Consider the following 21,854-nt stretch of genomic DNA (forward strand, 5'->3'; position numbering starts at 1 on the left):
AAGCCGCGACAATTGCAATCTTGCCCCCGGGCACGCTCTGACGCATAAACAGCTCAGCCAAGTGAGTACGGAGAGGCGACATGCGCGCACGGATTTACCAGCCTTCGCGAAACGCGATGACTTCGGGGATGGCCAAGACCCGCAAATGGGTTCTGGAATACGCCCCGGCCTCGGCCCGTGAAGTTGATCCGCTGATGGGCTGGACGTCGTCCAACGATACGCAGACTCAGGTGCGCTTGAAATTCGACACCAAGGAAGAAGCTTTGGATTACGCCAAGGACAACGGCATCGAAGTTCAGGTCAGCGAGCCGCACAAACGTAAGCCAAATCTGCGTGCCCGTGGCTATGGCGAGAACTTTGCTACCGACAGGCGCGGTCCCTGGACTCACTAAATGATCGACATTCGTAAGGCCGACCCGACCTCGGACGCGCTTCGCGCCGTGGTAGATGCGCATTTCTCCCATAGCGAAACGGCAGGCCCTGCCGAAAGCAACCATACAATGGATGCTGAGTCGCTGGCGGGGCCCGGGATTCGGTTTTGGGCGATTTACGAGGGTCAGCAGCCCTTGGGGTGTGGCGCGTTGAAGATGCTGCCGGACGGAACCGCCGAGGTGAAGTCCGTGCACATTCTGGCACAGGCGCGGGGTCGTGGGTTGGCGCGACTGATGATGCAGCACATGGCTGACATTGCGCGCGCCGAGGGGATTGAAGCCCTTGTTCTGGAAACCGGTGCCGCACATCTGGCGGAATATGATGCGGCACGTAAGCTCTACGAGGCTTTGGGTTATTCCTATTGCGAGCCGATCTTTGGGTACGAGGCCGATCCCAACAGCGCATTCATGCGCTTGCCTCTTGAACCCTGCGGGTAAAACCAGCAAGAAGGGCGTAGCGGTCCCTTAGCTCAACTGGATAGAGCAGCTGACTTCTAATCAGCAGGTTGAGGGTTCGAGTCCTTCAGGGATCGCCATTTTCACAAGTTGCGCACTGAAGTACGGCTGCATCTGCGCTTGCAGCCGTGAAAAAGCCCTATAGCAAGGCGGCTCTGACGTTTGCTGGCCTGTGTTCTTGCCAAATCAGAGTTAGCCAAGCCATCAATAGTTTAGGAAGAATAAAGGGGCTGGACGAGGGGGTCATGCCAGCCCCTTTTAAGGGGTCACAGAGTGGTAGTGTGTGTTCCTTAACTGAAACGTACCCTGATTCACCGCGTTCGGAAATTGGGGGATTCCCGTAGATGCGAAAATACGCGGATTTCGGCGTACACGGCATTGCATGAAGACTTCCCCAGGCCCCTTTAGGGCAATCGTTTCGAGAGTTCTGTCGCGAAATCTCAAGTCTGTTGAAAAAAAATATTGCAACCGGTTGCAAAGAGAATCATTGTTACGCCCAATACCAAGATTCGGGAGAGTTGCATGTTGAAGGTAGGTTTGCTGGGCGCTGGGCGCATCGGACGTGTACATGCGCAAGCCATTTCGGCCCATTCAAACAGCAAACTCTGTGCAGTCTCAGACGCTGTACCGGAAGCGGCAGAAAGCCTTGCTAACGAATATGGGGCGCAAGCGCGCGGATCGGATGAGATCATAGCAGACCCCCAAATTGATGCGGTTTTGATCGCAACCCCGACGGATACGCATTCCGACCTGATTGAGACGGCGACCGCTGCTGGCAAGGCGGTTCTGTGTGAAAAGCCAGTTGACCTGAGCCTGGACCGTGCCGTGCAATGTTTAAAAACAGTGTCCGGGCGGGGTAAGCCTGTGATGATTGGGTTTAACCGGCGATTTGACCCGCATTTTTCGGCGCTGAAAGAAAGTTTGGAGGCGGGCGAAGTCGGCACAGCCGAGCTGCTGTCGATTACATCATTTGATCCTGCGCCTCCGCCGGTCAGTTATGTAAAAGTTTCAGGCGGGCTGTTTCGGGACATGATGATTCATGATTTCGACATGGCGAATTTTTTGATGGGGGATGTGCCGCATACCATCTCGGCCGTCGGATCGTCGCTTGTCGACGCCGAGATTGGTGCAGCCGGCGATGTGGATACCGCTGTGGTGACAATGACTTACGCAGATGGTCGTATTGCTGTCATTAAAAACTCGCGCCGCGCGGCCTATGGGTATGATCAACGGGTCGAGTTACTGGGTTCCAAGGGCTTGTTGCAGGTACATAATGCGCTTGAAAATACCGTGGTCAAATCAACGGCCGAGGGCGTTGTTGGGGCGAAGCCAACCTATTTCTTTCTGGAACGCTATATGCCCGCTTACCGGGTAGAATGGGCTGCTTTTGTCAAAGCTGTTGCGAATGGGTCGGACGTGCCGGTTTCGTTGAAGGATGGCGTTGCCGCGCTTGCCATGGCCGAGGCCGCCACCCTGTCAATGCACTCCGGGAAACCGGTTCGGATGGAAGAAGTTTTGAAACCGGTTGCAAAATGATCGAAATTCTTCAAACTTACGTCAGCTCGGTTTTGCGCCGCAGCCAATCAGATTCGGCACAGCCGGATGATCGGGGCTGGTTCCCCGACGGAAGATCAGACTGAAATCATGGGAGGAACCTGAAATGAAGAAATTTGTGAAAGGCGCGCTTGCTGCCGGGGCTCTGGCCCTGGCCACTCCTGCGTTTGCGCAGGAAATCGTGGTTGTGTCACACGGCCAGGCCAACGATGCGTTTTGGAACGTTGTGAAAAACGGGGTCGAGCAGGCCGGTAAGGACGTCGGCGTGAATGTGGAATATCGCGCGCCGGAAACCTTTGACATGGTGGCCATGTCGCAATTGATAGATGCAGCGGTGAACCAGGAGCCTGACGGCCTGATCGTCTCGATCCCGGATGCGGATGCGCTTGGCCCCTCAATTGAACGCGCGGTTGCCGCCGGTATCCCGGTGATCTCGATCAACTCGGGTTCGGATGTCTCGAAAGACCTAGGTGCGCTGCTGCATGTGGGTCAGGACGAATTTGACGCCGGCAAGGCCGCTGGTGAAAAACTGGCAGCTATGGGTGGCAAAACGGCGATCTGTGTGAACCACGAAGTGGGCAACGTTGCGCTGGACCTGCGGTGTGCAGGTTTTGCGGAAGGTTTCGGTGGTGATGTCGAAGTTCTTCCGACCTCGAATGACCCGTCGGAAATCGAGTCGAAAGTTGCCGCTGCTCTGGCTGCAAACGAAGCGGTCGACACTGTGATGGCATTGGGTGCAAGCTCGGCCGGTGAGCCGACCGTTGCAGCCGTCAAAGGCTCGGGCCGGGATGTAAATGTTGCGTCCTTCGACCTGTCGGCCAACTTCCTGCAGTCGATCGCGGACGGCGATGCAGCATTTGCCATCGATCAGCAGCAGTATCTGCAGGGGTACCTGTCGGTGAACTTTATGGGCCTGCACGCGAAATATGGCCTGATGCCCGGCGGCAACGTTCCTTCGGGTCCCAACCTGGTGACTCAGGAGAAGGCCGCTCAGGTGATCGAACTGTCTTCGCAGGGCATTCGCTGACCCATTCCGGAACCTGAACAAATCGGGGCGGCGCAGCAGCGCCGTTCCCACCCAAATGGGAGGAAACGATGAGTGACTCAGCTCAAGTCGCCGGGGACGAAAGGGTCAAAAAAGAACCTTTCATGACCAAACTCATGAAACGGCCCGAACTCGGTGCGATGGCCGGTGTTGTCCTGGTGGTTATCTTTTTTGCCATCACAGCAGACGACTCGATGTTTACCCTGGCCGGGATCATGAACTTCATGACACCTGCGGCGCAGTTGGGAATTCTGGCCATCGGTGCCGCGCTTCTGATGATCGGAGGGGAGTTTGACCTGTCCATCGGCTCGATGGTGGCGTTTGCGGGCCTGTTCTTTGGCGTCTGTGTGGTCACTTGGCAGTTGCCACTGATCGTTGCGATCCCAATGACTTTTATCTTTGCAGCTTTTGTCGGGGCAATAAACGGAAACATCGTGATCCGGTCAGGTCTGCCATCCTTCATCGTGACCCTGGCTTTCCTATTCATTCTGCGCGGTCTGTCGTTGGTTGGCCTGAAGGCCGCCACCGGAGGATCGACGCAGTTGCGTGGCGTTCGTGACGTGGTTGAGAACGACTGGCTGGCTCCGTTCTTTTCAGGCGAGGCTTTCGGCGGCCTGTTTACCTGGCTGGCCGAGAAAGGCATGATCGATACCTTCAAAAGTGGTGCGCCCAAGGTGCCTGGCATCCCGGTTGAAATCCTGTGGTTCATTGTTCTGGCGCTTGCAGCAACTTACGTGCTGCTGCGAACCCCGGCAGGGAACTGGATTTTCGCGTCGGGCGGCGACAGCACGGCGGCGTCAAACTCTGGTGTGCCGGTGAACCGGGTCAAAGTTTCGCTGTTTATGCTGACCGCCTGCTGTGCCGCACTGGTCGCCATCATTACCGTGATCGACGCAGGCTCGACCGACGCACGTCGTGGCTTCCAGAAGGAATTTGAGGCGATCATCGCCGCCGTGATTGGTGGCTGTCTGCTGACAGGCGGTTATGGTTCGGCCATTGGCGCGTTTTTTGGTGCGATCATCTTCGGTATGGTTGTCATCGGTCTGACCTATACAGACTTCGATCAGGACTGGTTCCAGGTTTTCCTTGGCGCGATGCTGTTGATTGCGGTTCTGTTCAACAACGCGATCCGTAAGCGCGTAACCGGGGAGCGCTGATATGACCGAAGATACCAAGTTCCACCACGGCGATGCGGCAGCGGATGTGGCGCCCATCGTCGAAATGAAGAACATCGAAAAGCACTTTGGCAACATCATCGCTTTGGCGGGCGTCAGCTTTGACGTCAAACCGGGAGAATGTCATTGCCTGCTGGGCGACAACGGTGCAGGTAAATCAACCTTCATCAAGACCATGTCGGGCGTGCACAAACCCACCAAGGGCGAGATCTTCTTTGAAGGCAAGCCGCTGCATTTCGACACGCCTCGGGATGCGATGGAGGCGGGCATTGCGACCGTGTTCCAGGATCTGGCCATGATCCCGCTAATGAGTGTCACGCGCAACTTCTTCATGGGTCGCGAACCGACCAAGGGCAAAGGCCTGATGAAGCGGTTCGATGTCGAACAGGCGAATGATGTTTGCATGGAAGAGATGCGCAAAATGGGCATCAACCTGCGTGGGCCGGATCAGGCCGTGGGCACTTTGTCTGGCGGTGAGCGGCAGACCGTCGCCATTGCCCGCGCCGTGTATTTCGGTGCCAAGATTCTGATCTTGGACGAACCGACCTCGGCCCTTGGGGTGCGTCAAACCTCGAATGTTCTGGCAACCATCGACAAGGTGCGCAGCCAGGGGGTTGGTGTGGTCTTCATCAGCCATAACGTGCGCCACGCTTTGGCGGTGGGTGACCGGTTTACCGTGCTGAATCGCGGCAAAACGCTGGGCACGGCGACCCGTGGTGAGATTACCCCCGAACAGTTGCAGGACCTGATGGCCGGTGGTCAGGAAATGGCCGAGCTGGAAGGGTCTTTGGGCGGTACAGTCTAAACTTTGAAAACCTGGATGCCCCTCAGGGGGCATCCGACCGGGCGGTGACACCTGAGCTCACACTCAATTCAGGCTTGAGGCATTGGCCTGACATCTTCGTAAAAAAGCAACCTGTGGGCCGCTGGCAGCGGTTTCAAGTTGAAAGGGATCATGATGAGCAAGACAGTCCGACTGACCGCGGCGCAGGCTCTGGTGCGCTATCTTGGGGCGCAGATGAACGAGGCCGGAGAGCCCTTTATCGCAGGTGTCTGGGCCATTTTCGGCCATGGCAATGTTGCCGGGTTGGGTGAGGCGCTGCATGGTGTGAAAGACAGCCTGCCCACCTATCGTGGCCATAACGAACAGACCATGGCGCATTGCGCGATTGCCTATGCCAAGCAACTGGGCCGCAAACGGGCGATGGCTGTGACCTCGTCGATCGGACCGGGGGCGACCAATATGGTTACCGCTGCCGCTCTGGCCCATGTGAACCGCCTGCCTGTTTTGCTGCTGCCCGGCGACGTGTTTGCAACCCGTGGGCCCGATCCAGTGCTTCAGCAACCCGAAGTATTCTCGGATGGAACCATCAGCGCGAATGATTGTTTCCGACCGGTCAGCCGATATTTCGACCGCGTCACGCGCCCGGAACACCTACTGACGGCCCTGCCGCGTGCCTTTCGTACCATGACAGACCCGGCCGACTGCGGCCCGGCCACCTTGGCCTTTTGCCAAGATGTGCAGGCCGAGGCATATGATTATCCCGAAAGCTTCTTCGAGCCGCGCGTCTGGTATCAGCGTCGCATTCGCCCTGATGAGGGTGAGCTGGCGCGGGCTGTGGCGGCAATCAAGGCGGCCAAACGCCCTGTGATCGTCGCGGGAGGCGGCGTGCATTATTCGGACGCAACCGCCGCGCTACAAAGCTTTGCCGAGGCGCACAACATCCCGGTGGCCGAAACACAGGCGGGCAAATCCGCATTGGCATGGGATCATCCGCTGAACGTCGGACCCATTGGTGTGACCGGTGGCGAACCCGCCAACAACATCTGCGCCGAGGCTGACCTTGTGCTGGGCGTTGGTACCCGTTTTCAGGATTTCACCACCGGGTCTTGGGGCTTGTTTGCCAACCCCGAGCGGGCTCTGATCAGTTTGAACACCGCGGCCTACGACGCCGAAAAGCACGGGGCGATGCCGCTGCAATCTGACGCGCGCGTTGGTCTGAATGAACTGGCCGAAGCGCTGGGTAACCATCGTGCGCCGGACCTGCCTGCGACGTTGAAGTCCGATTGGTTTGGCAAGGTTGATGCGCTTACCGATGCACCAAAGGACAGCAACGCGCTGCCGACGGATATGCAGGTGATCGGCGCGGTACAGCGGGCGGCCGATGCAAACACCGTTGCGATGTGTGCCGCAGGCACAATGCCGGGTGAGTTGCACAAGCTTTGGAAAGCACCGGGCCCTGGGGCTTATCACATGGAATACGGTTTCAGCTGCATGGGCTATGAAATCGCGGGCGCGATGGGGATCAAAATGGCCCACCCGGACCGGGATGTGATCTGCTTTACCGGTGACGGCACCTATATGATGGCGAATTCCGAAATGGCGACGGCGGCGATGATGGGGATTTCCTTCACCGTTGTTGTTACCGACAACCGAGGTTTCGGCTGCATCAACCGCTTGCAGATGGGCACGGGCGGGGCGGAGTTTAACAACCTTCTCGACCACACAGTCCACGAAACGGCTTCTGCCATCGACTTTGCAGCCCATGCGGCAGCGATGGGGGCGACCTCGGTCAAGGTCAGCTCGATTGCCGAGCTTGAGGACGCGCTGGCCAAACGTTCAGACGTCAAAGGCCCATACGTTGTGGTGATCGACACCGACCCGTACCCCTCGACCGAATATGGCGGAACGTGGTGGGAAGTGGCTGTGCCCGAGGTCAGCATCCGACCCGAAGTGAATGAAAAACGCGCGGCTTATGAGGTCGCCATCAAGGAAAGAAACACGAAATGAGCGTGAAGATCGGTATCTCTCCGATTGCTTGGCAGAATGACGACCTGCCTGATCTGACTGCGGCCTATACGATGGAGCAGGCGCTGAAAGAAGCGCGCGAGATTGGCTATACCGGCGTCGAGCGCGGCCAGCGGATGCCCGGCGACACCGAAGGCTTGCGTGCCTATCTGGACGCCAACGACATCGCGCTTTGTGGCGGATGGTGTTCGGGCGCAACCTTAGTCAACGACTTTGATGCAGAGGTTGCGGCTGTTCGTGAGCAAGTTGAGCAGTTTGTTGCGCTGAACAGCCCGTGCATCGTTTATGCCGAATGCTCCAATACCGTTCAGGGGCAGATTGGAACGCCGGTTAATGCCCGCCCCAGATTGTCCAAAGACGAGGTTCTGGCCTATGCGGCCAAGCTGAGCGAGTTGGCCAAGTGGACGGCAGATCAGGGTATGCCGATGGCGTATCACCATCACATGGGCACGATCATCGAAAGCGAGGATGAGGTAAACTGGCTGATGGAAGGCTCGGGTCCCGAACTGAAGCTGTGTTTCGATACCGGCCATTTGCTGTTTGGCGGTGGCGACGTGATGGCTACGCTGAACCGCTGGGGTGACCGGGTGCATCACGTTCACTTCAAAGACATCCGCCCTGACGTTGTGCAGGACACGCGTGAGAACAACCGCAGCTTCCTTGATGCAGTGATCGCAGGTGCCTTTACGGTACCCGGCGATGGCTGCATCGATTTTCAGGCTGTGGCCAATGCATTGAAAGCGATGGATTACAACGGTTGGATCGTGGTCGAGGCAGAACAAGACCCCGCCAAGGCGCCGCCCTACGAGTACTCCAAAATGGGATACGATCACATCGTCGAGGTTTGCGGCAAAGCAGGTTTGGAAATCAGCGCTTAAATCATCGCCCCACGGGGCAACACCGAAGCCATGAGAGAGGAGTATGTCATGGTCCATCAAGAACTTGGGTATGTCGGCTATTTCGACCGGGAATCCTGCGATCTGGATGAATTCAAGGTGTTGACCTCACAAAACCTGACAGCCGATGCGGTCCCACACACGGCGTCGGTGGAAAAGAACGTGCCAGTCTACGATATGCACGCTCTGCGTCCTGCGTTGGAGAGGGCGGATGAAAGAAGATCTCTGCTGGCAGAATGGGCGCGCGTGCTGGACAAGTCGGCGGGCGTAGTTGTTCTTAAGGGCGCTTTTGCGGACACGTCCGTGATCGATCGGGCGACTGACGTTTTCCAACAGATTATTGAAGAAGAACGTCAGGGCGCGGGTGGGGAAGGTGACCATTTTGCGGCCTCGGGCGCAAATGACCGAATTTGGAATGCGCTGCAAAAACAGTGCTTTCGCGACCCCGAAGGCTTTGCACTTTATTTCGGGAATGTGGCCATTGCTGCGGCCTGTGAAGCATGGCTGGGGCCAAATTACCAAGTGACCGCGCAGGTCAATCAGGTGCGCCCGGGCGGTAAAGCACAGCAGGCGCATCGGGATTACCATTTGGGCTTCCAAACGGCCGAGAGCGCTGCGCGGTATCCGGCGCATGCCCATCTGGTGACAGCGTCGCTGACCTTGCAGGGGGCAGTTGCGCATTGTGACATGCCAGTGGAAAGCGGACCAACCAAACTGTTGCCGTTCTCTCAGCTTTACCCACCGGGATACCTGGCTTTTCACGACGCAGCTCACCGCGCATATTTCGAGGAAAACTACATTCAGTTGCCGCTTGAAAAGGGTGACGCCGTTTTCTTCAACCCGGCGTTGTTTCATGCGGCGGGTGAGAACAGCAGCGCGGATATTCAGCGGATGGCGAACCTTCTGCAGATATCATCCCCTTTCGGGCGCGCGATGGAGATGATTGATCGGCATGCCATGTCGCTGGCAGTGTTCTCGTCCCTTGCCGCTCTGAAGCAACGTGGAGAGCTGGGCACGGCAGAGTTGGATGCAGCGATTGCCGCAACTGCTGAGGGCTATCCGTTTCCGACCAACCTGGACACGGACCCACCGGTTGGCGGCAACGCGCCCGACAGTCAGGCTGATATTTTGCACCAAGCTGTATCGGATGGCTGGACCAAGGCACAGCTGTCTGACGCGCTGTCCGCCTTGCAATCACGACAGGCCGCCTAAGGCCTAAACGGGCGGGCCTGAAAGCCCGCCCCAATAAGGAGAAAAAGAATGGCTGACCTGCTCAAGAAACCTTTCGGAACCCGTGGCAAGGTGCATGACATCACGCCTGCCAGCGCCGGATGGCGGTACGTAGGTTTTGGGTTGTATCACCTAAAGGCCGGGGACCGGGCAGCCGAGGTCACGGGGGACCGCGAAGTCATTCTGGTGATGGTCGAAGGCAAGGCGAAAATCACCGGGGCAGGTCAGGATTGGGGTGTGTTGGGCGAGCGGATGAACGTATTCGAAAAGACGCCACCGCATTGTCTGTACCTGCCCAACGGCACCGAATGGGAAGCTGTCGCCGAGACCGATTGCGTTTTGGCCGTCTGCTCAGCGCCGGGCAAGGGCGGTCATCAAGCGCGCCGGATCGGGCCTGATGGCATCACGCTCACCGAACGTGGCAAGGGTGTGAACACGCGATATATCAACAACATCGCGATGGAGAACGAGGACTATACCGATAGCCTGCTGGTGACAGAGGTCTTCACACCAAACGGGCACTGGTCTTCGTACCCCAGTCATCGCCATGACGAGGATGATTTCCCCAGGATCACCTATCTGGAAGAGACCTACTACCATCGGCTCAACCCTGCGAACGGGTTCGGGATACAGCGCGTTTATACCGATGACGGTCAGCTGGATGAAACGATGGCCGTATCCGATGGCGATGTTGTGACCGTCCCGCGCGGTCATCACCCTTGCGGCGCACCCTATGGGTTTGAGATGTACTATCTGAACGTCATGGCGGGACCTCTGCGGAAATGGCGATTTGTACCGGCCCCCGAGGTCGAATGGATCATGGAGCGTGACGGATGAGCAAAGATTTCGCCAATTACCCATGCCTTGCAGGAAAGACGGTTTTCATTACAGGAGGGGCCGGGGGGATTGGTGCGGAAACTGTTCGGGCCTTTGCCGAACAAGGGGCAAAGGTCGGGTTTCTGGACCTCAATGCGGATGCCGGACTTGCCTTGTTGTCGGATCTAGAGGGCGAGCACGCGTTTGCCCAATGCGATTTGCGCGACATTGAGGCGATGAACGCCGCGATGGGGCAATTGGTTGAAGAGTTGGGCGAAGCGGATGTGTTGGTCAACAATGCCGCCCATGATGACCGCCACGACTGGCGCGATGTGACGCCCGAGTATTGGGATGAGCGTATGGCGACCAATATTCGCCACATGTTTTTTGCCATTCAGTCGGTGGCTCCCAGCATGATTGCGAAGGGTGCGGGTTCGATCATAAATATCGGGTCGAATTCATGGTGGGAGGCCGGAGCGGGTTTTCCCGCTTATGCCACCGCCAAATCCGCAGTCCACGGCCTGACACGGACCATGGCGCGCGAGTTGGGGGATCACCGCATTCGCGTGAATGCGGTCGTGCCCGGCTGGATCATGACCGACCGTCAGAAAGACCTGTGGGTCACGCCCGAAGCGCTGGCCAAGCAGGTGGACCGGCAGTGCCTGCCGGACCCGATTGAACCGGTTTATGTCGCCCGAATGGTTCTGTTTTTAGCTTCAGACGACGCAGCCATGTGCAGCGCCGGGAACTTCATGGTCGAGGGCGGTTCGATCTGAACCTTTTGGGAAATTGGAGCGTTCACATGTCTCAACCCTTTCAGCTTGCGGCATGTGCCGAGATGCTGTGGCCGGACAAACCCATGGACTGGCGTGCCGCGCGCCTGACCGAGATGGGGTTTGGTGTGGGGCTTTGGAACTGGCCAGATTGGGATCTGGGCAAGCTGGAACGCGTTGGTGCGAACTATACGATCATGAACGGGTATCTTCAGGGTCGCCTTGCGGACCAAGAAGGCGCTGACATGTTGCTGCGATCCGCGCGCGAGACAGCTCAGATCGGTAAGCGCCTGGGCGTGGATCGTCTGAACCTGCACGGTACAGGCTTGGGAGATGGTGGAATTCCAATCCGGCAGTACGAGGTCGTGACCGGAGACATGTGGCTGAAGGCACGGGACACATTGCAACGCATCTGTGATCTGGCAGAGCAGGAAGATGTTGTTTTTACGTTGGAAAATCTGAACCCGCTGGACCATCCCGGCTGTCCTTTTGGGTCGACCGGGGATGTTCTGGCGCTTGTGTCCTCGGTCAATCATTCACACCTGCGCATCAATCTGGATCTATACCATACGCAGATCGGTGAAGGGGATCTTGTCCGTTGGTGCAAGAAATGCCTGCCATGGATCGGTGAAGTTCAGGTTGCTGACAATCCCGGCCGGTGTGAACCCGGAACTGGAGAGATCAATTATGCCGCCGTTGCACGGGCGTTGGATGACATGGGGTATCGCGGACCTGTCGGCCTAGAGGCTTTTGCGGCGGGCGACCCGGAAACGGCGCTTGAGGCCTTCCGGGCTGCCTTTACAATTTAAGCATGTTTGGGCGCTTTATCTTTGAGGTGGCGCGCCAAAGGCACGGATCACGGTGCGGGCAGCGGCCTCGACCGGGTCGTGGGTTTCCTTCAGTATGGTGACCCGATCAAACCTTTCAGGATCACGATTGACGGCGTCACGCATGGCGTGACCAAACGCCATGCGCAGTTCCGTTCCGATGTTGAACTTGCAAATCGAGGTCTCTCGCGCCAGTTTCATGCGCTGTTCCACCGGCACGCCTGACCCGCCGTGAATGACCAAAGGCACCTCGGTCAAGGCATCAATCTCGGCGATGCGCGCCTCATCCAAGCCCCCTTCTTTGTTCTGCTGCAAGTGAACATTGCCGACTGAAATCGCCATCGCGTCCACCCCGCTTTCACGAGCAAATATAGCGGCTTCCTCGGGGTCCGTTCCGTTCGATCCTTCGCCGCCAGAATATCCGACAAAGCCGATTTCGCCCTCGCAGGAAATCCCCGCTGCGTGGGCCATTTCGGCAATCGCGGCGGTCTCGTCGATGTTCTGTTGAAGCGGCTTGCGCGACCCATCGAACATCAGGGACGTAAACCCACTGTCCAGCGCGATCTTGCAGTCTTCATATGTGTAACCATGGTCCAGATGCGCAACGACTGGAACCGAAGCGTTTTCGGCCAGATAGCGGAACATTTTGCCCAGAATGGGCAGTGGTGTGTATTCGCGACAGCTGGGTCCGGCTTGCAGGATCACTGGCGCATTCTCGGCTTCGGCAGCGGCCACGTAAGCGCGCATGTCCTCCCAACCGAGTGTAACCAGCCCGCCAACGGCGTAACCCTGTTCATAGGCAGGTTGCAGGACGTCTTTCAGTGTGACCAGGGTCATTTGAACTTCGCGATCATGTCTTTGATGCCTGGGATTGTTTCGATCTGATAGGCATGTGTGGGTTGGAAATACTGCACCAGCGAGCGTTGGCTCAGCCCGCCGAGGATGGTGAAGTAATACATCTCATACCCCGGCAGAACGCAGCAGGGATGGTAGCCCTTGTCGATGCAGATCGTGGAGCCATCGACGATGTGATAGGCGTCGCCGGTCTCGTTGTCCTCGCGTTGCAGCATCTGTAGCCCCGAACCCCAGTTGGGTTTGAAACGGAAATTATAGGTCTCGTCGTGTCGCGTTTCGTCCGGCAGGCGGTTGGTGTCGTGCTTGTGGCTGGGAAACCCCGACCAGCCGCCCTGACCGACGGTAAACAGCTCACTCACCAACAGGCGACCGACTTTGTCGTGTTGCTTTTGGCCTAGTATGTGCTTGATCTTACGGTGTGTTTTGGTGTCGTCGCTGCCGTATTGTACAAGGTCATGATCACGCACATCGAACGGGTCCAGAACCTTGTCGTATTTGGCGCCGGCAATGAACACTTCGGTTTCATCCGACACGCAGGCCATCTGCACTTTCGCACCGACGGGCACATAAACGCCCTCGGGTTCTCCATCCCAGACATCTTCGCCCCGGTTGCCCAGCTTCGGGAAGGCAACGCCTTCGACGTCCACATCGACGCTGCCGGTGGCTGGCACGATGCAGGTCTCGTAGCCGGGAACCTGATATTCGAACGCCTCGCTCTTTTTCAGTTTGACGATGTTGAAATAGTTCAGCGGGACCGCTGGGTCATCGATGTCAACGATGGGTTTGTTCTGATTGTCAAAGGGCGCGATGTGCATGGGAGTCTCCTATGTGGTCGGGCCGGGGTGTGAGGCAAGGAACGCGTCCAGTTCAGCGGTCGTGGGCATGGCGGGCGCACAGCCCGGTTGAGACACCACAATCGATGCGCAGGCTGAGCCGCGCATGACAGCATCCTTCAGGTCATGGCCCGCGGCAATAGAGGCCAGCAGTCCCGCCATAAAACTGTCGCCTGCCCCATTGGGTTTGACAGCGGTGACCGGATAGATGCCGGTTTCAATCTCTTGCCCGTCCACCAACGTGACGGCACCTTTTTCGCCCATTTTGTAGATGACGATCCGACCGGGTTTTTCCGCCAGCTCTTTGGCCTTGGCAAAGCCCTTGTCGATACCGCCAGCCATGAACCCGAACTCTTCGTCATTGCCGACGATCAGATCGCTGGCTTCACCGGCCCGTGACAGGACCTCGGCGGCCACCTCGGGCGAAGGCCAGCTATAGGGGCGGTAGTCGATATCGAAGATGATTGGCAGGTCAACGGCTCGGGCGTTTTCGAACGCACGGAATGTGGCGCTGCGCGATGGTTCGGAGGCAAAGACTGTGCCTGCCGATATGACTGCCGAAAAGGACGAATAATCAACCTTGTCCATGTCCTCTTCAGTGACCTGAAAATCGACAGCCCCATTGCGGTAGATGACATTCTGAAAGTTCTCGATCCGGCTTTCGTAGACGGCCAAAGACATGCGGTATTCGCCGCCCAAAACGCGGATATAGGTGGTGTCTACGCCATAGTGGCGCAGACGGTTCAGGCAGAAGCGACCGACCGCATCGTCTGAGACTGACGTGATCAGAGAGGCCTGACTGCCCAGTTTAACCAATCCGGCGCAAATGTTCGCGGATGAACCACCCAGATCGGCATGGAACGTGTCGGCATCCTCGCTTTTGACGCCGATCGGATCTGCATACAGGTCCATTCCTGCGCGTCCCAGAACGGCAAAGCGGTTTCCTTTGATACCGTCTATCAGAGCGCTCAAGTCATGTCCTCCGGTAAAGTGGGTCGGCAAAGTTTGGACCTTGCGTTGAATCGATTCACACGATACTCATTTTGCAACCGGTTGCAAATAATATGTTCGGAGCCGTTGCAGATGCCTGAAATCGGAATTGGAATTGTGGGTGGCGGCTATATGGGCAAGGCTCATTCCGTTGCCATGTCGGCCGTTGGCGCGGTTTTTAACACCGCATTGAGGCCCCGGCTTGAGGTCATTTGTGCATCCAGCCCCGAAAGCGCCGAACGTTACCGGACGGCCTATTGTTTTGCGCGCGCGACCGACGATTGGCGCGTTTTGGTGGAAGACCCGAGGGTCGAGGCCATTGTGATCGCTTCACCGCAATCCACGCATCGTCAGATCGCCGAAGCAGCCTTTAGTCTGGGCAAGCCCGTGTTGTGTGAAAAGCCTTTGGGTGCATCACTTGAAGACAGTCAGGCCATGGTAGCAGCGGCCGATGCTGCAGGCGCTGTGAACATGGTAGGGTTCAACTATATTCGCACACCCGCCAGCCAGTATGCCCGCCAGCTTATAGTCGATGGAGAGATCGGCGACATCACGTGGTTCCGGGGTGAGCACACCGAAGACTTTTACGCCGATCCTCAGGCACCAGCCACGTGGCGGACAACGGGCATGGCCAATGGCACAATAGGAGATCTTGCGCCGCATATGGTGAACGGAGCGATGGCCCTGGTTGGTCCGATTGCGCAGGTGATGGCCGATGTGGAAACCGTGCATAAAACTCGGCCAGGTGGTGAGGTCACAAATGACGACCATGCCCAGATGATGTGCCGGTTCGAAAACGGCGTTATGGGCAACCTGTATTTCAGCCGCGTCGCGACGGGCCGTAAAATGGGCTATGCTTATGAAATATCAGGCACAAAAGGCGCAATCCGGTTCGATCAGGAAGACCAGAACGCGCTTTGGCTGTATAAGCGAGAGGGGCCCGAAGCTGCGCGCGGGTTCACTAAGATCCTGACAGGTCCTGCGCACCCGGACTACGAACCTTTCTGTCAGGGCCCTGGTCATGGCACCGGCTATCAGGACCAGATCATCATCGAGGCTAAGGACTTCCTTCAGGCTATCCATACCGGAGAAGCGATTTGGCCAACCTTCCGTGATGGGCATGAGGTAAACCGCGTTCTGGCCGCCGCCTTGGCGTCGTCAGACCAGCGGCAATGGAAAGACATCAGCGATTTCTGATCGCTCAATCTATGAAATTCTAAAGAGAGACGATGACCATGGCTAAGTTGAGATGGGGCATGATCGGGGGCGGTGAAGGCAGCCAGATTGGGCCTGCCCATCGCTTGGGTGCTCAGGCTGACGGACTGTTTGAATTTGCTGCTGGCGCGCTGGATCACCGGCCCGAAGCGGGCCGCGAGTATGCGCAACGACTGGGCGTTGCTGCCGATCGCGCCTATGGCAACTGGCAAGAGATGCTGGCGAGCGAGAAAGACCGGGATGATCGAATTGATCTGGTGACCATCGCCACGCCAAACTCGACCCATTTCGAGATCGCCAAGGCGTATCTCGAGGCGGGCTTCAACGTGTTGTGCGAAAAGCCGATGACCATGACGGTAGAAGAGGGCGAAGAGATCGTCCGCGTCGCTGAAGCTTCGGGCAAGATCTGCGCGGTGAACTACTGCTATTCCGCGTACCCAATGGTACGTCAGGCCCGCGCGATGGTGCGTGCAGGCGACATCGGTAAGGTGCGTCTGGTCGTTACCAATTTCAGCCATGGTCATCATGGCGATGCGACCGACGCAGACAACCCGCGTGTTCGCTGGCGCTATGATCCTGCGATGGCAGGTGTCTCGGGGCAGTTTGCCGATTGCGGTATCCATGCACTGCACATGGCCAGCTTTATCTGCGATGACGAGGTGAAGACCCTTTCCGCCGATCTGACCTCGACCATCGCCAGTCGTGAACTGGAAGACGATGCAATGATCAACTTCCGGATGGAAGGCGGCACAGTCGGGCGTCTCTGGACGTCATCGGTGGCAATCGGGCGGCAACATGGCTTTGATATTCAGGTTTTTGGGGAAACCGGCGGGCTGCGCTGGGCATCCGAGCAACCTAATCAGTTGATCTATACCCCGGTGGGTGGGCGTACCCAGATCATCGAAAAGGGCGAGGGCGGTCTTCACGACGAGGTTCAGCGATTGTCTCGGGTCGCAATCGCGCACCCAGAAGGGTTCCCTTTGGCCGTAGCCAACATCTATTGCGATCTGGCCGATGCAATTCGCGGTGAAAGCCGGGATGGCTTGCCCGGAGCCGCAGATGGTGTCAGGTCCATCGCAGCTGTCCATGCGGCTGTTGCTTCGGGCAAAGCGGATGGTGCGTGGCAGGATGCCCGTCCACCAATGTTTCGCTGATCAGGGGCGGGGCCGCAACGTGCCCCGCTCAATCACCCGGCAAGGGAAAATACGGGCCTCGGGATAGCGCTGGGGCTCTTTCAACATCTCGACAACCAGATCGACGGATGAGGTAATGATCTGCTTGATCGGCTGGTGAATCGTCGTCAGATCGATGCTTTCCCAGCGCGACATTTCCATGTCGTTCAGGCCGATGATTCCGACATCTTTGCCCGGCCGCAAACTGTGATCTTTCAACGCTGACAGTGCGCCAATCGACAGGATGTCGTCGCCACAGAAATAAGCTTGGGCCGGATTATTGGCCAACAGCCCCAGCATCTCGGTCCGCCCTGCCTCGAAAGAGTAAGCCCCTGCGAAGCAATAGCTTACTTCAATCTCCGGGTGGTCTGCCAGTTCCTCCATGAAACCGCGATGCCGATCCAGGGCCGATGTTGCATCCTCAGGTCCGCCCAGATAACCGACACGCGTGTACCCACGCGCCACAAATTCGCGGGCGGCCATACGTCCGCATTCCACGTTGTCGATGCCCACGACATGCACTTCGGGCGAAGTGGCCGAGCGTCCAAATGTATGCACCACCGGCACGCCGGCATCATGAAACGCCTTGGCAAAGCTAGGTGGCAGCGTCGACGACGCCACGATGGCCGCATCCACCGAATATTGCCGCAGCATTCGGACCGAATTGGCGGGCTCGGTCTCGTCCGTCAGGTTCACGATCAACGGACGCAGGCCGCGTTCCTGCAAGGCACGCGTGAACTGATCGAAGACTTCAAGAAAAATGGGGTTGTGAAAGTTGTTCGAAATCAACCCGATCAGTTTAGTGCGCCCGGTGGTCAGCGACGAGGCAAGTGCATTCGGGCTGTAGCCAAGTTCGCGGGCTGCTTTTTCGACCTTGCTGCGTGTTTTTGCCGAGACCGAAGCGCCTTCGGTGAACGTGCGCGAGACAGCAGATCGCGATACGCCTGCAAGGGCAGCGACGTCTTTTAAGGTCACGCTCACGGGTGGCGTCTCCAACGGCAAAAGGAAAGGGATTTTGAGGTGGTTTTCATTGCCAGATCATTATGCAGTTTCGGTCAACTCCCGCAACCGGTTGCAAAGCAGCGCAGAGCGGACCCGAAATGAGTAAATCTTTTGATGGAACTTGAACACCTTGATCTGAACCAGTGCAGACAATCATATCCCATTGTCTGTTCGTTTGCGTCGGCTCAATTTGCCATCAACGCCTTCACATTTGCGGTGGCCTACCCGATTGGCGGAGAATCCGCATGCCAGAGCTTAGCCATTGGTTCTAAGGGTTCATATGAAGAAACAACCGCAAAACAGGGCCGATAAGTTACAGCATAACTCTTTCAGCTGGCTAATGTTAAAACTGTAGTGCAACAAGACCGCTCTGCATGCGGCAGGCCTTATCGTTCCAACAACGTTGATTGAGGTGGAAGAGGCGGCACGTGCGCTAAAAGCCAGCGATATTGAAAAGCCGTTTCCTTCGGCTGGCTGTTGGGTGATACCCGCGGCGATTGCGTATCCCATTCTGGAGATCTGGGCCGATGCCCTTCATCAGATTTCAGAACGGTACACCTGACCTGCGTTTTCTAGACACTGCGATGAAAAAAGGCCCGCGTTCGTCGGGCCTTTTCTTTTAGTTATGCCCGCAGCTTACTGCGGAATTTCGCCTTCCAGCCCTTCGACATAGAAGTTCATGCCGGCCAGCGTGCCATCATCAGCCACTTCACCTTCAGCCAGCCAGTCGCTGCCGTCCTGCCTTTTCAGCGGACCGGTAAAGGGGTGGTACTCGCCCGCCGCCATGGCGGCTTTCAGTGCCAGGGCTTCTTCCTTCACATCAGCCGGTACGGCGTCTGAAATCTCGCCGATTGCAACCATGCCTTCGCGGATGCCATCCCAAGTGTTGGCGCTTTCCCATGTGCCATCCATGACGGCTTGGGTCCGGGCAATGTAGTAGGGGGCCCAATCATCGATGATCGACGAGACGCGCGGGAACGGGGCGTATTCGCTCATGTCCGACGCCTGACCAAAGGTGACAACATTGCCAGCCTCTTGTGCAGCCGCCTGCGGCGCGGTCGAGTCGGTGTGTTGCAGGATCACGTCTGCACCCTGTTCGATCAGAACAGTGGCGGCGTCAGCTTCTTTCGCAGGATCAAACCAAGTGTAGGCCCAAACGATCTTGAACTCGACATCCGGGTTCACCTTCTTGGCGTGGATATAGGCCGAGTTGATGCCGCGGATCACTTCGGGGATCGGATACGAACCGATATAGCCGATGATGTTCGACTTGGTCATATTGCCCGCGATGTGGCCCTGAACAGCGCGGCCCTCGTAGAAACGTGCTGAATAGACCGAGACGTTGTCGGCTGTTTTATAGCCGGTCGCGTGCTCGAATTTTACGTTCGGGAACTTCTTAGCCACGTTGATGGTCGGATCCATATAGCCGAACGACGTGGTAAAGATCAGATCAGCGCCTTCCAGCGCCATCTGGGTCATTACACGCTCAGCATCGGGACCTTCGGGAACCGATTCAACAAAGACGGTTTCAACCTTGTCGCCAAAGTGATCCTCGACGGCCAGACGGCCCTTGTTGTGCTCATAGGTCCAGCCGCCGTCGCCCACCGGACCGACATAGACGAAGCCGACCTTGGTTTTGTCTTCGGCCATAGCGCCTGTGGCTAGGCCCAGTGCCATGGCGGCACTTGCCAGAAGTGTAGTGAATTTCATGTGTTACTCCCCAAGTTGGTTCAGTTGGCCCCTAGTGCGAGGCATGGAAGGTCCGGCCCAGTGAGGCAGGTGCGCTGCTCTTGTCGGCCGAAAGGATCACAAGCACAAGGATCGTGATGATATAAGGCGACATTGCCAGATACTCGACAGGAATGGCAACGCCCGCTGCCTGCAAATTAAGCTGCAACACAGTGATGCCGCCAAACAAGTAAGCCCCCAGCAAGGCGCGCCATGGTTTCCAGCTGGCAAACACCACAAGCGCCAGAGCGATCCAGCCCACACCCGCGGTCATTCCTTCGGTCCACTGAGGCACGCGGATCAAGCTGATATAGGCGCCACCCAGACCCGCACAGGCCCCGCCGAAAAGGATCGCCATGATGCGGATCTTGATGACCTTATAGCCAAGTGCGTGTGCGGCATCGTGATTTTCGCCGACCGCGCGCAGAATCAGACCGACGCGGGTGTATTTCAGCGTCGCCCAGACCGCTGCGGTCAAAGCGATACCGACATAAAGGATCGGGTCATGCTGGAACAGGATTGGGCCGATGACCGGGATATCGCTGATCACCGGGATATGAATGTCGCCCATACTCGGGGGTTTGACGCCTACATAGCTCTGCCCCATCAGTGCGCTGAATCCCAGCCCGAACAGGGTCAGTGCAAGGCCACTTGCCACCTGATTGGCCAAGGCCACCTGTGTCAACAAAACAAACAGCAAAGACAGAACCGCGCCGCCAATGGCCGCCGCGACAAAGCCCAGCCAGGGCGACCCGGTCTCGACCGAGATCGCAAAGCCACTGATCGCGCCTACGATCATCATGCCCTCGACGCCAAGGTTCAGAACACCTGCTTTCTCAACGACCAGTTCTCCGATCGCGGCCAGCAGCAGGGGAGTTGCGGCCACCATCAGCGAAGCGACCAGAAGGACGGGGTTGATTTCACCAAGGTCCATTATGCTACCTCGCTACGCGCCGCACGGATGCGGTAGTTGGTCAGAAGATCGAAAGCCAGAAGGAAGAACAGCAGCATCCCCTGGAACACCTGAATGGCAGCGGCTGGCAGGCCCAGCTGCGATTGCGCGATTTCCCCGCCGATATAAGTCAGCGCCATCAGGCCACCGGCCAGCAGGATACCCACCGGATGCAGGCGGCCCAGAAAAGCAACGATAATCGCGGTGAAGCCATAGCCAACGTTGAAATCGATGCTGACCACGCCCGAAGGCCCTGAGACCTCGAACATCCCTGCCAGCCCGGCCAGTGCCCCGGAGAGGCCCAGACAGAACAGAATCAGCCGCGCCGGATTCACACCCGCGAATTTCGCCGCACGAGGTGCCTCACCAGTCAAACGGATGTGAAAACCCAGCATGTGCCGGTTCAGCAGGATATAGGCAAAGATCACGGCAATCAGTGCAGTGACGACGCCCCAATGCATACCTGACCCGGCGATCAACTCGGCGTTGTGCGCACTGTCATATTGCTGCAGGTTGCGCGAACCGGGAAAGCCAAAGCCCTCTGGGTTCTTCAGCAGACCCAGTGAGACCGAGGCAAGCATCTGCTCGGCCACATAGACCAGCATAAGCGACACCAGGATTTCATTGGTGCCAAAGCGCACTTTCAAAAAGGCCGGGATCATCGCCCAAAGCCAGCCGCCGAACGCGCCTGCGATTACCATGATCGGGAAGATGAAAAACGCATCCATAGGAAAAAAGGCCAGCCCAGCACCAGCGCCGAAAATGGCACCCATGATGTACTGACCTTCGGCCCCAATGTTCCAGATGCCAGCCCGAAAGCCCAGCGAAAGACCAATGGCGATCAAAACCAACGGCGCGCCTTTCACCAACAATTGGGGACGGTAGTAGAAGGCGAACTCGCCAAACAGTGGTTCCCAGAAAATGGTGCCAATGGCTTCAATTGGGTTCTTGCCCAGAATGGCGAACAAGATGCCGCCAAACACCATCGTCGCCAACACCGCAACCAAAGGGGTGGCATAAGACCACGCCTTGGACGGCTGTGGCCGTTTCTCCAACACAATCATCTGCTCACACCCCCAACTCTTCTTCTTGTTG

The 21,854-nt window shown here is 57.4% G+C and carries 21 protein-coding genes and 1 tRNA gene; 15 read left to right on the top strand and 7 right to left on the bottom strand.

All coding sequences use genetic code 11. The features are described from left to right. Window positions 1–80: 80 nt before the first annotated feature. The 13 genes from GOV85_RS14490 to GOV85_RS14550 all read left to right on the top strand — a co-directional run bounded on the left by GOV85_RS14490 (window position 81) and on the right by GOV85_RS14550 (window position 11,994). Window positions 81–392: an ETC complex I subunit gene (locus tag GOV85_RS14490; RefSeq protein ID WP_171105518.1), complete on the top strand. Its 312-nt coding sequence runs from the start codon at window positions 81–83 to the stop codon at window positions 390–392. Next, complete coding sequence (locus GOV85_RS14495) at window positions 393–869, top strand: GNAT family N-acetyltransferase (RefSeq protein ID WP_171179319.1); 477 nt, start codon at window positions 393–395, stop codon at window positions 867–869. It begins immediately after the preceding gene. Between the two features lie 21 nt (window positions 870–890). Beyond that, window positions 891–967 (top strand) — tRNA-Arg (locus GOV85_RS14500). A 442-nt stretch (window positions 968–1,409) separates the two neighbouring features. Then, the gene (gene iolG / locus GOV85_RS14505; RefSeq protein WP_171179321.1) at window positions 1,410–2,423 is read left to right on the top strand and encodes an inositol 2-dehydrogenase; all 1,014 of its coding nucleotides are present in this window, start codon (window positions 1,410–1,412) and stop codon (window positions 2,421–2,423) included. A gap of 124 nt (window positions 2,424–2,547) precedes the next feature. After that, entirely contained in the window at window positions 2,548–3,468 is a 921-nt protein-coding gene (locus GOV85_RS14510; protein WP_171179323.1) for a sugar ABC transporter substrate-binding protein, read from the top strand. Between the two features lie 68 nt (window positions 3,469–3,536). Beyond that, window positions 3,537–4,643 (top strand): ABC transporter permease, encoded by a 1,107-nt coding sequence (locus tag GOV85_RS14515; RefSeq protein WP_171179325.1) that lies wholly within the window; start codon window positions 3,537–3,539, stop codon window positions 4,641–4,643. 1 nt (window position 4,644) lies between these two features. Then, window positions 4,645–5,466, top strand: a complete 822-nt coding sequence (locus tag GOV85_RS14520; protein WP_171179327.1) for an ATP-binding cassette domain-containing protein — start codon at window positions 4,645–4,647, stop codon at window positions 5,464–5,466. A gap of 153 nt (window positions 5,467–5,619) precedes the next feature. Further along, complete coding sequence (gene iolD, locus GOV85_RS14525; protein WP_171179329.1) at window positions 5,620–7,452, top strand: 3D-(3,5/4)-trihydroxycyclohexane-1,2-dione acylhydrolase (decyclizing); 1,833 nt, start codon at window positions 5,620–5,622, stop codon at window positions 7,450–7,452. Beyond that, window positions 7,449–8,348 carry a myo-inosose-2 dehydratase gene (gene iolE / locus GOV85_RS14530; RefSeq protein ID WP_171179331.1) on the top strand — a complete coding sequence of 300 codons (900 nt, stop codon included), beginning with the start codon at window positions 7,449–7,451 and terminating at the stop codon, window positions 8,346–8,348. The genes iolD and iolE overlap by 4 nt, the downstream gene beginning before the upstream one ends. A gap of 48 nt (window positions 8,349–8,396) precedes the next feature. Further along, the gene (locus GOV85_RS14535; protein ID WP_171179332.1) at window positions 8,397–9,578 is read left to right on the top strand and encodes a phytanoyl-CoA dioxygenase family protein; all 1,182 of its coding nucleotides are present in this window, start codon (window positions 8,397–8,399) and stop codon (window positions 9,576–9,578) included. A gap of 48 nt (window positions 9,579–9,626) precedes the next feature. After that, a complete protein-coding gene (gene iolB, locus GOV85_RS14540) occupies window positions 9,627–10,433 on the top strand; it encodes a 5-deoxy-glucuronate isomerase (RefSeq protein WP_171179334.1) in 807 nt (268 codons plus the stop codon). Further along, window positions 10,430–11,188: an SDR family NAD(P)-dependent oxidoreductase gene (locus GOV85_RS14545; RefSeq protein WP_171179336.1), complete on the top strand. Its 759-nt coding sequence runs from the start codon at window positions 10,430–10,432 to the stop codon at window positions 11,186–11,188. Before iolB ends, GOV85_RS14545 begins: the two co-directional genes overlap by 4 nt. Before the next feature lie 26 nt (window positions 11,189–11,214). After that, window positions 11,215–11,994, top strand: coding sequence for a TIM barrel protein (locus GOV85_RS14550; protein ID WP_171179338.1), 780 nt, complete (start codon window positions 11,215–11,217; stop codon window positions 11,992–11,994). A gap of 15 nt (window positions 11,995–12,009) precedes the next feature. Here the strand turns inward: GOV85_RS14550 and GOV85_RS14555 are convergent, their stop codons facing one another. The 3 genes from GOV85_RS14555 to iolC are packed head-to-tail and all read right to left on the bottom strand — an operon-like array spanning window position 12,010 to window position 14,672. Beyond that, a complete protein-coding gene (locus tag GOV85_RS14555) occupies window positions 12,010–12,849 on the bottom strand; it encodes a class II fructose-bisphosphate aldolase (protein ID WP_171179340.1) in 840 nt (279 codons plus the stop codon). Beyond that, the gene (locus tag GOV85_RS14560) at window positions 12,846–13,682 is read right to left on the bottom strand and encodes a 5-deoxy-glucuronate isomerase (protein WP_171179343.1); all 837 of its coding nucleotides are present in this window, start codon (window positions 13,680–13,682) and stop codon (window positions 12,846–12,848) included. The genes GOV85_RS14555 and GOV85_RS14560 overlap by 4 nt, the downstream gene beginning before the upstream one ends. 9 nt (window positions 13,683–13,691) lie before the next feature. Continuing rightward, window positions 13,692–14,672 carry a 5-dehydro-2-deoxygluconokinase gene (gene iolC / locus GOV85_RS14565; RefSeq protein ID WP_171179345.1) on the bottom strand — a complete coding sequence of 327 codons (981 nt, stop codon included), beginning with the start codon at window positions 14,670–14,672 and terminating at the stop codon, window positions 13,692–13,694. Window positions 14,673–14,783: 111 nt separating this feature from the next. Here iolC and GOV85_RS14570 point away from each other — a divergent pair, with 111 nt between their 5' ends. Together GOV85_RS14570 and GOV85_RS14575 are read left to right on the top strand one after the other, a co-directional pair. After that, on the top strand, window positions 14,784–15,887 hold the full coding sequence (locus tag GOV85_RS14570; RefSeq protein ID WP_171179347.1) for a Gfo/Idh/MocA family protein: 1,104 nt from the start codon (window positions 14,784–14,786) through the stop codon (window positions 15,885–15,887). A gap of 38 nt (window positions 15,888–15,925) precedes the next feature. After that, window positions 15,926–17,059 (top strand): Gfo/Idh/MocA family protein, encoded by a 1,134-nt coding sequence (locus GOV85_RS14575; protein ID WP_171179349.1) that lies wholly within the window; start codon window positions 15,926–15,928, stop codon window positions 17,057–17,059. On the opposite strand, the gene GOV85_RS14580 is transcribed toward GOV85_RS14575, so the two are convergent. The 4 genes from GOV85_RS14580 to GOV85_RS14595 all read right to left on the bottom strand — a co-directional run bounded on the left by GOV85_RS14580 (window position 17,060) and on the right by GOV85_RS14595 (window position 21,823). After that, window positions 17,060–18,058, bottom strand: a complete 999-nt coding sequence (locus GOV85_RS14580; RefSeq protein ID WP_171179351.1) for a LacI family DNA-binding transcriptional regulator — start codon at window positions 18,056–18,058, stop codon at window positions 17,060–17,062. Window positions 18,059–18,715: 657 nt separating this feature from the next. Continuing rightward, window positions 18,716–19,789: a BMP family ABC transporter substrate-binding protein gene (locus tag GOV85_RS14585; RefSeq protein ID WP_171179353.1), complete on the bottom strand. Its 1,074-nt coding sequence runs from the start codon at window positions 19,787–19,789 to the stop codon at window positions 18,716–18,718. 31 nt (window positions 19,790–19,820) lie between these two features. Further along, window positions 19,821–20,741: an ABC transporter permease gene (locus GOV85_RS14590; RefSeq protein WP_171093445.1), complete on the bottom strand. Its 921-nt coding sequence runs from the start codon at window positions 20,739–20,741 to the stop codon at window positions 19,821–19,823. Further along, a complete protein-coding gene (locus GOV85_RS14595; protein WP_171179355.1) occupies window positions 20,741–21,823 on the bottom strand; it encodes an ABC transporter permease in 1,083 nt (360 codons plus the stop codon). Before GOV85_RS14595 ends, GOV85_RS14590 begins: the two co-directional genes overlap by 1 nt. Between the last annotated feature and the right edge of the window lie 31 nt (window positions 21,824–21,854).

Source organism: Ruegeria sp. HKCCA4633 (assembly GCF_013034605.1).
Taxonomy (GTDB): Bacteria; Pseudomonadota; Alphaproteobacteria; order Rhodobacterales; family Rhodobacteraceae; genus Ruegeria.

Excerpts from the sequence above, each read along its gene's own strand:
- GOV85_RS14490 (WP_171105518.1), top strand. The coding sequence starts at position 81 with ATGCGCGCACGGATTTACCAGCCTTCGCGAAACGCGATGACTTCGGGG.
- GOV85_RS14495 (WP_171179319.1), top strand. The coding sequence starts at position 393 with ATGATCGACATTCGTAAGGCCGACCCGACCTCGGACGCGCTTCGCGCC.
- iolG (WP_171179321.1), top strand. The coding sequence starts at position 1,410 with ATGTTGAAGGTAGGTTTGCTGGGCGCTGGGCGCATCGGACGTGTACAT.
- GOV85_RS14510 (WP_171179323.1), top strand. The coding sequence starts at position 2,548 with ATGAAGAAATTTGTGAAAGGCGCGCTTGCTGCCGGGGCTCTGGCCCTG.
- GOV85_RS14515 (WP_171179325.1), top strand. The coding sequence starts at position 3,537 with ATGAGTGACTCAGCTCAAGTCGCCGGGGACGAAAGGGTCAAAAAAGAA.
- GOV85_RS14520 (WP_171179327.1), top strand. The coding sequence starts at position 4,645 with ATGACCGAAGATACCAAGTTCCACCACGGCGATGCGGCAGCGGATGTG.
- iolD (WP_171179329.1), top strand. The coding sequence starts at position 5,620 with ATGAGCAAGACAGTCCGACTGACCGCGGCGCAGGCTCTGGTGCGCTAT.
- iolE (WP_171179331.1), top strand. The coding sequence starts at position 7,449 with ATGAGCGTGAAGATCGGTATCTCTCCGATTGCTTGGCAGAATGACGAC.
- GOV85_RS14535 (WP_171179332.1), top strand. The coding sequence starts at position 8,397 with ATGGTCCATCAAGAACTTGGGTATGTCGGCTATTTCGACCGGGAATCC.
- iolB (WP_171179334.1), top strand. The coding sequence starts at position 9,627 with ATGGCTGACCTGCTCAAGAAACCTTTCGGAACCCGTGGCAAGGTGCAT.
- GOV85_RS14545 (WP_171179336.1), top strand. The coding sequence starts at position 10,430 with ATGAGCAAAGATTTCGCCAATTACCCATGCCTTGCAGGAAAGACGGTT.
- GOV85_RS14550 (WP_171179338.1), top strand. The coding sequence starts at position 11,215 with ATGTCTCAACCCTTTCAGCTTGCGGCATGTGCCGAGATGCTGTGGCCG.
- GOV85_RS14555 (WP_171179340.1), bottom strand. The coding sequence starts at position 12,849 with ATGACCCTGGTCACACTGAAAGACGTCCTGCAACCTGCCTATGAACAG.
- GOV85_RS14560 (WP_171179343.1), bottom strand. The coding sequence starts at position 13,682 with ATGCACATCGCGCCCTTTGACAATCAGAACAAACCCATCGTTGACATC.
- GOV85_RS14570 (WP_171179347.1), top strand. The coding sequence starts at position 14,784 with ATGCCTGAAATCGGAATTGGAATTGTGGGTGGCGGCTATATGGGCAAG.
- GOV85_RS14575 (WP_171179349.1), top strand. The coding sequence starts at position 15,926 with ATGGCTAAGTTGAGATGGGGCATGATCGGGGGCGGTGAAGGCAGCCAG.
- GOV85_RS14585 (WP_171179353.1), bottom strand. The coding sequence starts at position 19,789 with ATGAAATTCACTACACTTCTGGCAAGTGCCGCCATGGCACTGGGCCTA.
- GOV85_RS14590 (WP_171093445.1), bottom strand. The coding sequence starts at position 20,741 with ATGGACCTTGGTGAAATCAACCCCGTCCTTCTGGTCGCTTCGCTGATG.
- GOV85_RS14595 (WP_171179355.1), bottom strand. The coding sequence starts at position 21,823 with ATGATTGTGTTGGAGAAACGGCCACAGCCGTCCAAGGCGTGGTCTTAT.